The following is a 14817-nucleotide window of genomic DNA, read 5'->3' as shown; positions in this document are numbered from 1 at the left end:
TAATGACTTGTAAGTCTATTGTGAAGTTTTGCTTTTGTAATCTAATCGATGACACCATTCTAATTATAGATTCTTCCATATTGAGAATATTACAAGAAAATATGTAACTCATACATCTTAATTATAAGAAGATTTGTGACGTTCGATTCAAATATAGGGTTTTTAGAAGAAAATTAGAAAAACGTTAAAAATCTGTTTGATTGCGAAGGGAGCACGGCATTATCTATGAAAATGAAGTTATATAAAATACCAAAAGAATATACCTCATATAACTTCAACAATTGAAAAATATTTATCATTTTTTTGATTTAAATCCTTTCCGAAAAATTAGAGCAGTATTCAGTCAGTTTAATTTATATGAGCTGGTAAAATTATGAAGTATTGCGGGGACTTCAGACCTAACTGGGGATCATAGTTATATCGACTTGCAAAGTCATGGTGAGTAAATGGACCGAAGTTTATAATGAGTTTAATGATATTAATATTATCAAAAAAGAAAATATAACTTAAATAAATATAATGACTTGCGCTGATTTATTTAATAATCATTTCAGGTTAATATATAGTGACTTTTTTAGAATATTCTTCGACTGCTTTGCAAAAATTAAATAAGGTAGTCGTTAATGCATGAATGAAAAAACAATTGTTATTCATTGAGGGTACTTAAGTTTGGCTTTAATTGAAATCTGCACAAAATTTATATTTGATTTTTCATTAAAAGAGGTAGAAATATTTATATATTTCGACTCTAAAAATATTTGAGGATAATGGATTTCAAATTAGAAAAAAAGGATAAAGGCTCAAAAGCACGTGCAGGGAGGATAATCACGGAGCACGGTGAAATCGAAACACCTATTTTTATGCCTGTTGGTACTCAAGGCACAGTTAAAGCAGTCTCGCCTAAAATTCTAAAAGAAGAAATTCAGGCAAAGATCATATTGTCCAATACATATCATTTATATTTACGTCCAGGTACTGATGTATTGGAGCAAGCGGGTGGATTGCATCGATTTATGTCGTGGGAGTTGCCGATTCTTACTGACAGTGGCGGATTCCAGGTTTATAGCCTGACAGAATTGAGAAAATTAAAAGGCGACGGCGTGGAATTCAGATCGCACCTCGACGGTTCGATTCACCACTTTACGCCGCGAAAAGTAATTGAAATACAAAGAAGTATCGGTTCGGATATTATGATGCCGCTGGATGAATGTACTCCGTATCCTTGCGACTATGATTATGCGAAAAAGTCAACTGAATTAACAAGCAAATGGGCGATATTAAATAAGGAAGCTTTCGAATCGACACAGCCGTTATATGGTCATTCACAGTCTTTGTTCGGTATAATACAGGGAAGCGTTTATAAAGATTTAAGAGAATTGTCAGCTAAGGATTTATTAAAATTGGATTTCGACGGTTACGCTATCGGAGGACTGGCCGTTGGCGAACCTACTGAAATGATGTACGAATTGGTTGACTTCACAACCGATTTTTTGCCTGAAGATAAACCGAGATATTTGATGGGCGTTGGTCGTCCTGAAAATATTTTAGAAGCAATTGAACGAGGCGTGGACATGTTCGACTGCGTTATGCCTACTCGCAACGCCAGAAACTCATATCTTTTTACTTCTCAAGGCATCGTGTCGATAAGAAACGCAGCTTACAAATACGACTTTTCACCGCTTGACCCTCAATGCAATTGCTATACGTGCAAAAATTTTAGCAAGTCATATTTAAGGCATTTATTTAATGCAAAAGAAATATTAGCTTTGGAGTTGTCTTCTATTCATAATTTGACATTTTATCTAAATCTGGTTAAAACAGCCAGAGAAAAAATCCTCTACGGAAGTTTTGTTGAATGGAAAAAAGAAATTGTTGAAATTATTTCTACAAATGTACAATTAAATAAGGAGTATTAAATGGATTTATTATTAGCAATGGCTCCCCCTCCAAATGGACAAGGTGGATCGGGCGGACTGATCAGTACTTTAATTATGTTCGGTGCCATCTTTGCAATCTTCTATTTCATGATAATTCGACCGCAGCAAAAAAGAGCCAAAGAGAGGGAAAAATTACTCTCCTCTGTCCAAAAGGGCGATAAAGTGATTTTAAGCAGCGGACTCTACGGTACAGTTGCCGGCCTGGATGAGAAAACCGTTCTGATCGATGTTGGCAATAATGTCAAAATGAAATTCGAACGCGCGGCAATTGCTACCATATTACGAGACGACAAATAATTATCGAATGCCCCGAATATAAACGGGGCTTTACTTATTTCTTTTACGGAGGATGGATGAAAGTTTTAGGCATCAAGAAAAATTTTCTCGCAATCGAAAAAGAATATTCGAATTATGATGAGTCTGAAATTGTTATCCTTTCGGTGCCTTTCGAAAGAACCGTCAGCTACGGCAGAGGTACTGCTGCTGGACCAGAAGAGATTCTGAAAGCTTCCCATTACGTTGAATTTTATGACGAAGAAATGAAGCGTGAACTCTGTTTCGAAAAGGGTATCTGTACGCTCGAGCCGTTAGAATTTAAGAATTTATCGATCGAAAACTCTCTCAAGAAAATTTACAAAGAAACCGCGCGTCAAATTGACAACGGTAAATTTGTTGTTTTGTTGGGTGGTGAACATTCAATTTCTTCGGCACCTGTAATGGCTTTTAGTGAACGTTTCCCGAATCTTTCGATTCTTCAAATCGATGCGCATTCAGATCTGCGCGATAGTTATAATGGCAGTAAATTTTCGCATGCCTCTGTAATGGCTCGCATTGCCGAATTCAACAAAAACATCATTCAGGTGGGAATCCGCGCTCAGTGCAAAGAAGAAGTGGATTTAAGAAAAAAATATGGTATAAAAACTTTCTACGCCAGAGAAATTAAATCCGGAATGTACGGTGAAAACTGGCAGGAATTGGTTGTAAATAACTTAACCGAAAACGTCTACATTACATTTGACGTCGACGGATTTGACCCTTCGCTGCTGCCAGCTACTGGTACACCGGAACCTGGTGGACTCTTCTGGGACGAAACGATGAATTTACTGAAAATTGTTGGAGCCGAAAAAAATATTGTCGGATTCGATGTGGTTGAACTGGCGCCCTCGAAATATCATCCTGCATCAAATTTTGTGGCAGCCAAACTTGTTTATAAAATACTTAATTATGCTTTTACCGGCAGATAGATATTGAATTAATCGTTCTATTTGGTTATTTAAGAGTAACATAAATTTGAGCGAGAGGGTAAATTGAAAAAAATACTACTGCTGGTTCTTACTTTTCTTTCAAGTATATCTGCACAAAAAGTTTACTATGGAAATATAGAAGGCGATATCGATCTTGGACTGGCGCCTTATGTAAAAAGAATAGTTCAAGAAGCCGAGCAGAATACGGCAGATGCAATCATCTTCCGTATTAATACTTTCGGTGGAAGGGTTGATGCAGCCACTCAAATTAAAGATGCCATTATCAATAGCAAAGTGAAAACTATAGCATTTATCGACAAGCGAGCAATTTCCGCAGGAGCATTAATAGCCCTCTCGTGCGAAAAAATTGTAATGACTCCCGGAGCTTCGATGGGTGCTTCTACAGTAGTCGATCAAACTGGCCAAAAACAATCTGAAAAATATCAGTCCTACATGCGTTCGGAAATGAGAGCAACTGCAGAAAAAAACGGAAGGCGAACAGACATAGCTCAGGGAATGGTTGACGAAACCATCGTAGTTGCCGACCTGCAGGACGACAGCACAAAATTGATCACTTTAACTGCTGAAGAAGCTCTTGAATTCGGTATGGCTGATACAATCCTTTCTTCTATCGAGGAAATTAAAGAAGCTTTCGGATATAAAAATGTGAGTTTAATTACTGTTGAATCGAACTGGGCCGAGGATTTAATTAGGTTTCTCAACCATCCTCTTGTATCTTCGTTATTGATTATGATTGGATTAATAGGACTTTATACAGAGATTAAAACTCCTGGCTGGGGACTGCCTGGGACAATTGGATTGATTAGCTTAGCTCTCTTTTTCGGTAGTGGCTATATTCTCGAACTTGCTTCGGCTCTTGAAATAATTCTTTTTATTGCAGGTATAATTCTCCTTCTTATCGAAATTTTTATTGTCCCTGGATTCGGCGTCTTTGGAGTAAGCGGCATTGCTCTTATGATCATTAGTCTTTTTCTGGGACTTGTTTCGGATTTCCCTTTGATCGATTGGGATATTATTTCATTTGCGATAATACAACTTGCTTTGACCCTCTTTACTACTCTTGTTATAATGACGCTGATGTTGAAATTCCTGCCGAAAACAAGCGTTGTCACTAAATTGGTACTGGATAAAAAAGTGGAACAAAAATCCGGCTACGGAACTCTGCCAGCTTTGAAAGACTTAGTTGGGCGAGAGGGGATTGCCTATACCGATTTAAGACCATCAGGCACTGCATTAATTGACGGCAAAAGAGTGGACGTTATTTCAGAAGGCGATTATATACAGCGGGACAGCCCCATAATCGTCAAAGCAGTTGAAGGCATGAAAGTAATTGTGGAAAGAAAGAATTGAATTAAAGGCTGTCTAAAAATCTCAATTAATAATTCGTCATAATACGTGAATTAGTGGCTTTTTTTATAAGTTAATTTTTAGACAGCCCCTTTTTTATAACAACTCTATAATATTCTTATTTGTCGTAATATCTTTTCGTACGGTCTTTATTTTCTTTTGCATTGAATTCATCATTTCGAGATTTGCTTTTAATTCAACTGTAGTTCCAGTCTCCGACTTAATCAAAAGACCTCTGTCGATATCGAAAAGGATTTTACCTTCGCCGTTAATTTTCGGATCTTCGAAATTGTACTTAATGCCGTTTTCCTCGCCGCTTTTGTTTCCCGTCCAGGTAGTTTTTAAATTAGCGCTAACACTTATGGCACGATTACCATCATATTCAACAAAACCATCCACTTTATATCTTACATTGTTGTTGATGTTAAAAACACTCAGTTGAGAAGGGTAGGTCTTAACCCAGGTAGAGTCTTTTGCCAGTTTTTTAGTCGGAAGCTCCCGGAAAATTAATTGAGTAAGAGGACGAATTATTGCATCACCAATACTTTTAGAAAGCTGAACTTTTTGTTCTGTCGTAAGTTTCTGATTCTCAGGTTGTAAAGAATTCATTTTATCGACCATTTTATCGAGACGTGAAACTTCAAGCACTTCACCTTTTTTGCTAACCCGTGCACGATATGGCACATTATGAATTGCATAGTACTGAATGAATTTTTGATTCTGTTCCTTATTGTTCTTGGCGCTGGCATCGTAGACAAATTTCTGGCCGTTGATATCCGCATTGATCTTTAATGACGAAATTGTAATGTCCAGTTCGCTAGTGTTGTCGGGTTCGACTTCGATAACTTTAATATCGAATTGGTAAACCGTATTTTCATTCGATCGCGATTCAATGAGAGTATCGGCTTGAATGGTTTCTTTAGCTGTTGTAATTGTAGTCAGTTTATATTTTACCTCATCCCCTTTGGAGAATTTATAGTCGATAGTCACATTCTGACCTTTTAGATCGATCTGTTTAAGTTCTGTTTCTTCTTGTTTATTTTCCTTTTCGCCCGAACATCCTGCAATCAGTGCAAAGAGAAACAGAGCGGTTAAAATATTTTTCATTTTATTCTTCCCATCCGTTAATTTCTAAAAGTTCTTTTCTTGAAAAGAAGTGAGAAATTTCTTTTGCAGCATTTTCGTCTGAATCAGAGCCGTGTACTATATTTTCCTGAATGTTTTCGGCATACATTTTTCTGATTGTACCTTCTTCGGCTTTAGACGGGTCGGTGGCTCCAATCAATTTACGGAAGTCTTCAACGGCATTTTCTTTCTCAAGTACAATTGGTACACACGGACCTGAAGTCATATACGCAATTAATTCCTGAAAAAATGGTCTGTCTTTGTGTACCTCATAAAATCCTTTTGCGGCATCAGCAGTAAGTTTAACCATTTTCATTGCCGCAATTTTAAATCCTGCTTCTTGAATGTGACTAATTACTTTTCCGATTAATTCTTTGCGAACACAATCCGGTTTAAGAATAGCTAATGTTCTGCTCAATTTATTCCTCCGTTATTTATTTCTTTTTTAATTTTTTTTCTAAAGCCTTTTTCATTGTAATTCCAATTTCAGCAGGGCTTTCAACGACAAAAATACCAGCTTTTTTGAGAGCTGCCATTTTTTCGGCTGCTGTACCTTTTCCGCCAGAAATAATTGCTCCTGCATGTCCCATCCGTCTTCCTGGAGGAGCAGTACGACCGGCAATAAAACCGACAACAGGTTTCTTCACATATTTTTTGATATACTCTGCTGCTTCTTCTTCGGCAGTGCCTCCAATTTCTCCGATCATAACAATTCCTTCTGTTCCTTCGTCTTCGTTCATCAGTTTAATAATATCGATAAAACGAGAACCGATTACTGGATCGCCTCCAATACCAACACAGGTAGATTGACCAATGCCGAGGTCGGATAGTTGCTTAACTGCTTCGTATGTTAAAGTTCCACTTCTCGAAACTATACCAACTTTTCCTTTTTTATGAATAAAGCCTGGCATAATACCAATTTTAGCTTTGCCTGGCGATATAATGCCTGGACAGTTAGGACCGATCAAACGTACATCTTTTCCTTTCAAAGAATTATAGACTTGAACCATATCCCTCGCCGGAATTCCTTCGGTTATACAGACGATCAATTTAATGCCAGCGTCAGCCGCTTCTAAAATTGCATCGGCTGCAAATGCCGGGGGTACAAAAATAGCCGACGCTGTGGCTTTGGTTTCGATAACTGCTTCTTTGACAGTATTGAATATAGGAATGTCGGTATCTTCGAATTTCTGACCGCCTTTGCCCGGAGTTACACCGGCAACAACTCTGGTTCTGTATTCGAGCATTTGTCGCGTATGAAACGAACCTTCACCACCGGTTATTCCCTGTACTAAAACGCGTGTTCTTTTGTCGAGAAGGATACTCATAATTTTACCCGTATTTTGTTTATATTTCTTACAAAATTAAGAAAGGAAATTCAAATATACCCGAATTTTATTGATTTAATTTACTGCATCATCTCCAGCTTTTTGGCAAATCGCAGCAGTTTTAATTCTTCAAAATGATTGGCCATCAGTTGTAGACCAATAGGAAGTCCTTCTGAGTTCTTACCAACTGGAATATTGATTCCGGGTATACCTGCAAGGTTGGCCGGCGTTGTAAAAATGTCGCTCAAATACATTTGAAGAGGGTCAGCTGATTTTTCACCAATTTTAAAAGCGACTGTAGGCGTTGTGGGAGTCAATATAATATCAACTTGTTGAAATGCTTTATCGAAATCTTCTTTAAGCAGGCGACGTACTTTCTGAGCTTTTCTATAGTAAGCATCGTAATAACCAGCTGAAAGAACATAGGTTCCCAGCATAATTCTACGTTTAACTTCTTTGCCAAATCCTTCGGTTCGCGATTCGGTGTACATATCGAACAAGTTATTGGCTTTTTCCGAACGAAAACCGTAATGCGCACCATCAAAACGCGATAGATTGGACGAAGCTTCGGCAGTGGTCAATATATAGTAGGTTGCAATTGCATATTCGGTGTGGGGGAGTGAAATTTCCTTAATCTCGTAGCCGTTTTCTTTCAAAAGACCGATTTGTTTTTCGATGGCTTCTTTAATTTCCGAATCGAGCCCGCCCTCGCTTGAAGGATTGAGATATTCTTTCGGTATCCCGACACGATATTTTTCTACAGTGTCGTCATTTAATGTAAATTCTGGAACTTCAATATCATGACTTGTGGAGTCTTTCGGATCTTTTCCTGAAATAACACTCATTATCAAAGCAATATCCTCGATCGATTTAGCAAAAGGACCGATAGTGTCAAACGAAGAGGCAAATGCAGTAAGTCCGTATCTTGACACTCGCCCATAAGTAGGTTTAAGGCCGTATACGCCGCAGAATGCAGCTGGTTGACGTATCGAACCGCCCGTATCGGTTCCAAGCGAGGCGTCGCACAAATTCGCAGCTACCGAAACGGCTGAACCTCCACTCGAGCCCCCGGGTACACGCATCGTATCGTGTGGATTACGAACGACGCCGAATGCCGAGTTCTCGTTCGATGAACCCATAGCAAATTCGTCGCAGTTTGTCTTACCAATAATTATTGCATCTTCATCAAGTAATTTTTGAACTGCTGTGGCTGTATAAACTGCTTCGTAATTTTTTAATATCTTCGACGAACACGTCATCGGGCGACCCTTGATAGAGAGCACGTCTTTGATCGATATTACCATGCCGGCAAGTTTGCCTGCACTACCTTTCTTAATTTTTTCTTCGACCTTTTCGGCTTGCAATAAAGCATCATCAAAAACAAAATTAAAAGCGTTGAGTTCTTTTTTGTCTTCAACCTTATGCAAAAATTCTTCAATGTTTTTTCTTAAGGAAATCTTTCCTGATTTAATTAATTCTATTTTCTCAAAATGATTTCTATATTGAGCCAATTTAAGCACCGTAATTAATTTGAAGTTTCAGATTTTCCTTTTTCGGTTTCTTTCTTTGTATCGATTTTATCGATCGATTTAATATCTTCTTCCACTTCTCGCATTGCTTTTTTGAATTCTCTCATTCCTTTACCTATTCCCTGAGCTACTTCTGGAATTTTTTTTGCGCCGAAAAGTATAAGTATTGCTAACACAATCAATATAATTTCAGATGCACCTAAATTGCCAAACATAATTCCTCCTCCTTATTTATAAATACTTTCAGCAATCGATTTGAAAATTAGAGCTCCATCGGTTCTGGACAAAGCAGTATCGCATGCCCTTTCCGGGTGTGGCATCATGCCGAGCACATTCCCTTCCTTATTTATTATTCCTGCAATGTTATTGAGCGAGCCATTTGGATTTGCCGCCGGTGTAACAGCGCCTTTACGGTCGGAATAACGGAATACTACTTGATTATTCTTTTCGAGTTCGTTCAGTGTTTTTTCGTCGGCATAATAATTACCTTCGCCATGCGCTATTGGTATTTTTATTACATCTTTGTCAACTAATTTTGTAAAGAGAGTATTCTTATTTTCTACTTTTAAATAAACATCCTTACAAATAAATTTAAGATTGATATTCTTTTGCATAATGCCAGGTAGTAGACCAGATTCCAGCAGTATCTGAAATCCATTACAGATCCCGATTACTATTCCTCCACTTTTTGCAAATTTAATCACTTCTTCCATAATGGGGGAAAAGCGAGCAATTGCGCCGGTTCTTAGGTAATCGCCGTATGAAAAACCACCCGGCAAAAGTATAACGTTCGAACCTTTCAAGTCGGGTTCCTTATGCCACAAGAATTCGGCATCGTAACCGAGTATTTTTTTTGCAGCATAATAAGCATCGTGGTCGCAATTAGCGCCTGGAAAAACTACAACACCAAATTTTATCTTCATTTTAATTTTTCAGGTTTACTTGTTCTAAATGATATTCAAAATCTTCCATTATGGGATTCGACAGCAGCTTTTCACTGTATTCTTTCAATTCTTTTTCTGCAGCTTCCCTGTCGTCTGTGTCGATATAAAATTCGATATATTTTCCAATGCGAGTGTTTTTTACGTTATTAAATCCGAGTAACCTGGCGCCCTGTTCTACAGCTTTACCCTGAGGGTCCAATATTGTAGGTCTTCTTTTAACAATTACAGTTGCTTTGAACACTTTACTTCTCCTGCGTCGTTTCTAAAATCTGATTTTTTGAAAAAAAGAAAAAATAAAGATGCCTAAATATACCAAAGAGAACTATAGATAGAAAAATGAAGAACAAAATTCTTCCGTTTGTTGCAAATGCAAGAATTAAAGAAATAATCAATGTGAAAAATAAAATGAGTTTTTCTTTTAATTTCTTATCCTTCAATTTTGGTAAAGCATTGTATCGAACTTTACTAACCATCAAAAATGACAATAGCAATATCAGAGGTATAATGAAAATGTTGAACGGTTTGTTCATGCCTGAATCGGAAGAATAAGAAAATACTAAGGTAGAAATTGTTAATGCCGAAAGAGGTATTGGCAATCCAGTAAAATCTCCTTTTGTGTTTAGATCTCCGATTGTAATGTTAAAACGCGCCAGCCTGAATGCTCCGAAAATCAGTATAAGTGAACCGGCAATTATTCCCGGTAGTCCGAATTGGTATGTGTAAGCTTTATAAATCAAAAACGACGGTGCTGCTCCAAAACTGACAACATCCGAAAGTGAATCGAGTTCTACTCCAAATCTACTTGAGGTATTCAAAAGTCGGGCAATAATTCCATCGAGTGTGTCGAAAATTGCAGCCATAATAATGAAGATTGCAGCTAATTTAAAATTCCCGTGCGAAGTATTAACAATCGACAGGAAACCACAAAATAAATTGAGCGAGGTCACAAAATTGGCAACAAAAGATTTTGAATTAATCATTTTTGTACTCAAATAAAATTGATTCGCCGGCTTTAACTTTATCTCCTGGCTTTACAACAGGGGTCAATTTTTTCGGCACGATTATATCTGAACGACTGCCGAATTTAATCATACCAAAACGGTCGCCCATTTTTACAGTGTCGCCCTTTTTGATTTCGTAGATGATTCTTCGGGCTATAAAACCTGCCACTTGTGTAAAAAGTACTTTGCCATATTTCGATTGGATCCCAATTTCAGTACGTTCATTTCTCGAATCCGATTTATCGTAAAATGCCATGAGATAATCTCCTTCAACATAATTCAGGTATTCAACTTTGCCGTCAATCGGGATTCGATTTACATGTACATCCAGAGGCGACATAAATATCGAAATCTGAATAGCTTCGCTCTCAATAAATCTTTTTTCGTAGACTTCCTTAACAAATAATACTTTTCCATCGGCAGGCGACACAACTACATCGTCCCTGGTCGGTGGAGTCCTCTCAGGGTCACGGAAAAAATTTAAATTGAATATCAAAAAAAAGAGACCGAATATTATCAATCCGTACTTAATCCATCCATTATTAACAAATAATCCAGCAATAATTAGTAGCAACGAAATTATCGCCATTAAGATGAACGTATTTAACCCGTATTTAGTTATCATTTAATCAGAATGATTTTTATAAACCATACTAATCTAATATTTTATCTGCTTAATTTCTTGTGTTAATTTTTTTTGATAATTTTGTGGTAAGAATATTATAAACAGGAGGAATGATGAATTTCAACATGCAAAACATGCTAAAGCAAATTCAAAAGATGCAGGCGGAAATGGCTAAAGTGCAGGAAGAGTTAGGCAATAAAACCGTGACCGAAGAAAGCGGAGGCGGAATGGTAAAAGTAACCGCCAACGGGAAAAGAGAAATAATTTCGATCGATATAGATGAGGAAATCATTAAAAGCAACGATAAAGAAATGATTGAAGACCTGATTATCGCTGCGGTCAACAAAGCACTGGAATCAGCTTCTAAAATGGCAGAAGAAGAATTAGCTTCCGTTACAAAAGGGATGATTCCACCAGGAATGAATATACCGGGATTCTAAATTGCTTATTGCCGAACCTTTACAAAGAGTAATTGACGAGTTGAGCAAACTCCCTTCAATTGGAAAGAAGACTGCTCAACGATTGGCGCTTCATCTCTTGAAGAGCGACAAAGCTACAGTTGACTCGCTTGTTGATGCCATAGGCGCTCTAAAAAGAGAACTCCGATTTTGTGAAATTTGCTTCAATCTTTCTGTTGAAGAAAAATGTGACATTTGTAAAAGTACAAAACGTGACCATTCTGTTGTGTGTGTTGTCGAAGATATAAGTGACGTTATTGCTATTGAAAAGACAAACGAATACAACGGAGTATATCACGTACTGGGAGGAGTGTTAAATCCATTATCGGATATAACACCCGACAAACTCCACATCGAAGAATTGATTAAAAGGATTGAAGCCGGTGGAATAAACGAAATAATTCTGGCTTTGAATCCCGACGCCGAAGGAGATGCTACATCGCTCTATTTAACCAAAATTTTGAAAGAATATCCCATCAAAGTCAGTCGAATTGCAAGAGGCTTACCGATAGGGGGCGATCTGGAGTTTGCCGACCCTGCAACGATAGGACGCGCTTTCAGCGGAAGAATTCAATTGTAATGAAAAACTGGTTTAAAGATTGGTTTTCGTCTGAAGAATACTTTAACGTTTATAATCATCGCGATTTAAATGACGCGCGTCTGCTCTGCAATTTAATTTTAAGAGAGACACAACTGAAAGAAGATGCCCTTATCCTCGACGCTGCGTGCGGTTTCGGAAGGCATGCTCTTTTTTTTGCATCGAAAGGATACAACGTCATCGGATTTGACCTGAGCAAATTATTCCTCGACAAAGCCCGAAGTCAAGCAGTAAAATCGGGCTTGAATCTTAAATTGGTTTGCACAGACATAAGATATGTTTGTTTCAAAGTCCGATTCGATCTTATCTTGAATTTGTTTACGAGTTTTGGATATTTTGAGAGCGACGAGGAAAATTTTTCTTTTATCGAGAGGTCCTACAAATTTCTTAATAACGACGGATGGTACGTTTTCGATTATTTAAATAAAACATATCTTGAAAAAAATCTCGAAGCCGAAACGATCAGGAAAATAAACGGCCTGGTAATTACCGAAAAACGGTCGATCAGAAATAAAAGGGTTATTAAAAAAATTGAAATTAATAACGGAAATAAGATCAAAACGTTCTACGAATCTGTTAAACTTTACAGCTCACACACACTGATCAAGAAATTCGAGCAATTTGGGTACAAATTGGTTAATTTATATGGCGATTATAACGGAAGTTCTTACTCCGACAATTCGCCTCGGTTAATAATGTTTTTCAAAAAATGAAATACATCGTATATATATCGATATTAATTCTACTGACGTCATGCGATCTGATTACTACACGTGAAGCGGAAGAACCGATAAAACCGAGCTCAAGTTTTTTAACTGCTACCTCACCCGAAATTTTATTGCAAAATTTCGAATCATCAATTGAAGAAAAGATTACCGAAAATTATCTGGCATGTTTTGTCGACAAAAATTTTCTCGATAAAGAATACAAATTTGTTCCAGCTGGCCAGGCCGTTGCAGCGAATCCGGCATTATTAAATTGGGATCTCAATTCCGAACGCCTTTTTATGGAAAATTTGAAAGCTAACTTATCCGAAGGGAAAAATATTAGTTTATCACTCAATAACTTGAACGAAAACCGTTTCAGCGACAGCGCAATTTACGTCTTCGATTATACGCTTCTAATTAACACAACAAATAAAGCCCTCGCAGGAGAATATAAAGGAACTTCTCAGCTGAGCGTTTATAAAGATTCTCGCGAGCAGTGGGTTATTGTTGAATGGCGGGACTATAAAAGTGAATCTTCTCAATGTTGGAGCGAATTAAAAGGGAGAATAACAAATTAATAAGTCGATAGCTTACATATTGTTGCTTATGCTTAGCTCATGCGTTAATCCTTTTGCACCCAAATTAGACGAGTCGATCGGTACTGGCGACCGCCTGATCAGTAACCAGAGCGATATTGAAGGAGTATTTAAAAATTTTCAATACGCATATACTTTCAAAGATACTTTGATCTACAGTCAATTGCTTCATCCCGATTTTATTTTTACCTATCGCGATTACGATAAAGGTTACGACATCAGCTGGGGCAGAGACGAGGAAATGAAAACAACTTACGGTCTTTTTCAGAACACTCAAAGGCTCGATCTTGTCTGGAATAATATAATTATTATTAGCGGCGATTCAACACATATCGTAAGAAGTTTTAATTTGACTGTAGCATTTTCACCAGTTGATATCGAATATATTGATGGTAAGGTCAATCTTGAGCTCATTAAGAATAATAACAAATGGCAAATCTATCGCTGGATAGATGAGTCGAATTATTAGGATTTTTCATTATGATTTCTTTTTATTTTAAGGAAGCCTTTAAAATTTTCAAACGTTCTCCGTTTGCAACTATCGTCATTGTTTCAATCACTACAATAGCCGTGCTCATGTGCAGCTTTTCAGCGGGTATGATCTATTTTTCATCGAAGTTAGCAGATAAAATTAAGAGGAACATTGAGGTATCGGTTTTTGTCGACGATTATCTAAACGAAAGCCAGATAAATGACATCAAATCGCTCTTGAATGATATCTCTTCAATTTCTTCGGTACGTTTTATCGACAAAGACGAGGCTGCCGAGGAATTTATTAAGGAGACGGGCGAAGATTTTAGAGAGATCCTGAGCGATAATCCACTACCACGATCATTTGTAGTTAAATTTAATCCGGACAGGATTAATCCACTGAATTTTGAAAAGGAGATTGAAAGGATAAAAAAAATAAGCGGTGTGACAGATGTAATTTACGATTATGATTTTGTACTGAAACTATTCAATTATCTTGATTCGCTTCAGATTCTGATATATCTTTTTTCGGCGGCTCTTGTTATCCTATCTGTGTATCTGGTTTATACCAATAGCCGGCTTCAGATTGAAGCTAATTATCAATTGTATAAAACGATGAAACTCGTTGGAGCAAAATTGGTTACATTGAAAATACCGATTATCCTCTATGGCATTCTTGTTGGAATTCTTTCTTCTTTATCGGCACTTTTTATTCTCTATTTGTTAGGGCTTCTGTTGAATGAAATTTTAAATAATATTAATTTTGTCAAGTTTTTTAATGTAATTTATTTACTTATATTAATACTCGGAATTTCTCTTGGATTATTGGGCAGCTTTATTTCATCTAAACGGTTGTCCCTTCAAACAGATTAAAAAAAGAAAGTGA

The 14817-nt window shown here is 37.2% G+C and carries 19 protein-coding genes; 10 read left to right on the top strand and 9 right to left on the bottom strand.

Annotated elements, in window-relative coordinates; translation table 11 throughout:
* Positions 1-767 precede the first annotated feature (767 nt).
* From tgt to ACUN8G_RS13670, 4 genes are all read left to right on the top strand, one after another.
* Positions 768-1916 (top strand): tRNA guanosine(34) transglycosylase Tgt, encoded by a 1149-nt coding sequence (gene tgt, locus ACUN8G_RS13685; protein WP_437347317.1) that lies wholly within the window; start codon positions 768-770, stop codon positions 1914-1916.
* Entirely contained in the window at positions 1917-2234 is a 318-nt protein-coding gene (gene yajC, locus ACUN8G_RS13680; RefSeq protein WP_437347318.1) for a preprotein translocase subunit YajC, read from the top strand.
* A gap of 56 nt (positions 2235-2290) precedes the next feature.
* Positions 2291-3181: an agmatinase gene (gene speB, locus ACUN8G_RS13675; RefSeq protein WP_437347319.1), complete on the top strand. Its 891-nt coding sequence runs from the start codon at positions 2291-2293 to the stop codon at positions 3179-3181.
* Between the two features lie 63 nt (positions 3182-3244).
* Positions 3245-4552: an NfeD family protein gene (locus ACUN8G_RS13670; protein WP_437347320.1), complete on the top strand. Its 1308-nt coding sequence runs from the start codon at positions 3245-3247 to the stop codon at positions 4550-4552.
* 93 nt (positions 4553-4645) lie between these two features.
* Here the strand turns inward: ACUN8G_RS13670 and ACUN8G_RS13665 are convergent, their stop codons facing one another.
* The 9 genes from ACUN8G_RS13665 to ACUN8G_RS13625 form a co-directional block, all read right to left on the bottom strand.
* Positions 4646-5656, bottom strand: coding sequence for a DUF6263 family protein (locus ACUN8G_RS13665; RefSeq protein ID WP_437347321.1), 1011 nt, complete (start codon positions 5654-5656; stop codon positions 4646-4648).
* Between the two features lies 1 nt (position 5657).
* Complete coding sequence (gene ndk / locus ACUN8G_RS13660; protein WP_437347322.1) at positions 5658-6092, bottom strand: nucleoside-diphosphate kinase; 435 nt, start codon at positions 6090-6092, stop codon at positions 5658-5660.
* A gap of 16 nt (positions 6093-6108) precedes the next feature.
* Positions 6109-7002, bottom strand: coding sequence for a succinate--CoA ligase subunit alpha (gene sucD, locus ACUN8G_RS13655; RefSeq protein ID WP_437347323.1), 894 nt, complete (start codon positions 7000-7002; stop codon positions 6109-6111).
* A gap of 80 nt (positions 7003-7082) precedes the next feature.
* A complete protein-coding gene (gatA, locus tag ACUN8G_RS13650; RefSeq protein WP_437347324.1) occupies positions 7083-8513 on the bottom strand; it encodes an Asp-tRNA(Asn)/Glu-tRNA(Gln) amidotransferase subunit GatA in 1431 nt (476 codons plus the stop codon).
* A 14-nt stretch (positions 8514-8527) separates the two neighbouring features.
* Positions 8528-8746, bottom strand: a complete 219-nt coding sequence (locus ACUN8G_RS13645; RefSeq protein WP_437347325.1) for a Sec-independent protein translocase subunit TatA/TatB — start codon at positions 8744-8746, stop codon at positions 8528-8530.
* 12 nt (positions 8747-8758) lie between these two features.
* A complete protein-coding gene (purQ, locus tag ACUN8G_RS13640) occupies positions 8759-9454 on the bottom strand; it encodes a phosphoribosylformylglycinamidine synthase subunit PurQ (protein ID WP_437347326.1) in 696 nt (231 codons plus the stop codon).
* Position 9455: 1 nt separating this feature from the next.
* Positions 9456-9716 (bottom strand): phosphoribosylformylglycinamidine synthase subunit PurS, encoded by a 261-nt coding sequence (purS, locus tag ACUN8G_RS13635; protein ID WP_437347327.1) that lies wholly within the window; start codon positions 9714-9716, stop codon positions 9456-9458.
* A gap of 1 nt (position 9717) precedes the next feature.
* Entirely contained in the window at positions 9718-10455 is a 738-nt protein-coding gene (gene pssA, locus ACUN8G_RS13630) for a CDP-diacylglycerol--serine O-phosphatidyltransferase (RefSeq protein WP_437347328.1), read from the bottom strand.
* Positions 10448-11101 (bottom strand): phosphatidylserine decarboxylase family protein, encoded by a 654-nt coding sequence (locus ACUN8G_RS13625; protein WP_437347329.1) that lies wholly within the window; start codon positions 11099-11101, stop codon positions 10448-10450. Before ACUN8G_RS13625 ends, pssA begins: the two co-directional genes overlap by 8 nt.
* A 113-nt stretch (positions 11102-11214) precedes the next feature.
* On the opposite strand from ACUN8G_RS13625, the gene ACUN8G_RS13620 reads away from it, so the two are divergent.
* Genes ACUN8G_RS13620 through ACUN8G_RS13595 form a run of 6 tightly spaced genes read left to right on the top strand, consistent with a single transcriptional unit; the run spans position 11215 to position 14804 of the window.
* Positions 11215-11541 carry a YbaB/EbfC family nucleoid-associated protein gene (locus ACUN8G_RS13620; protein ID WP_437347357.1) on the top strand — a complete coding sequence of 109 codons (327 nt, stop codon included), beginning with the start codon at positions 11215-11217 and terminating at the stop codon, positions 11539-11541.
* A gap of 1 nt (position 11542) precedes the next feature.
* Positions 11543-12139 (top strand): recombination mediator RecR, encoded by a 597-nt coding sequence (gene recR / locus ACUN8G_RS13615; RefSeq protein ID WP_437347330.1) that lies wholly within the window; start codon positions 11543-11545, stop codon positions 12137-12139.
* On the top strand, positions 12139-12870 hold the full coding sequence (locus ACUN8G_RS13610; RefSeq protein WP_437347331.1) for a class I SAM-dependent methyltransferase: 732 nt from the start codon (positions 12139-12141) through the stop codon (positions 12868-12870). The genes recR and ACUN8G_RS13610 overlap by 1 nt, the downstream gene beginning before the upstream one ends.
* A complete protein-coding gene (locus ACUN8G_RS13605) occupies positions 12867-13442 on the top strand; it encodes a hypothetical protein (RefSeq protein WP_437347332.1) in 576 nt (191 codons plus the stop codon). Before ACUN8G_RS13610 ends, ACUN8G_RS13605 begins: the two co-directional genes overlap by 4 nt.
* Positions 13443-13470: 28 nt before the next feature.
* Complete coding sequence (locus ACUN8G_RS13600) at positions 13471-13929, top strand: nuclear transport factor 2 family protein (RefSeq protein WP_437347333.1); 459 nt, start codon at positions 13471-13473, stop codon at positions 13927-13929.
* Between the two features lie 11 nt (positions 13930-13940).
* The gene (locus ACUN8G_RS13595; protein ID WP_437347334.1) at positions 13941-14804 is read left to right on the top strand and encodes a cell division protein FtsX; all 864 of its coding nucleotides are present in this window, start codon (positions 13941-13943) and stop codon (positions 14802-14804) included.
* The last annotated feature ends 13 nt before the right edge of the window (positions 14805-14817 follow it).

The organism is Melioribacter sulfuriphilus, from assembly GCF_052656625.1.
The sequence above is the reverse complement of the archived record's forward strand: the minus strand, read 5'-3'. Positions and strand labels throughout refer to the sequence as shown.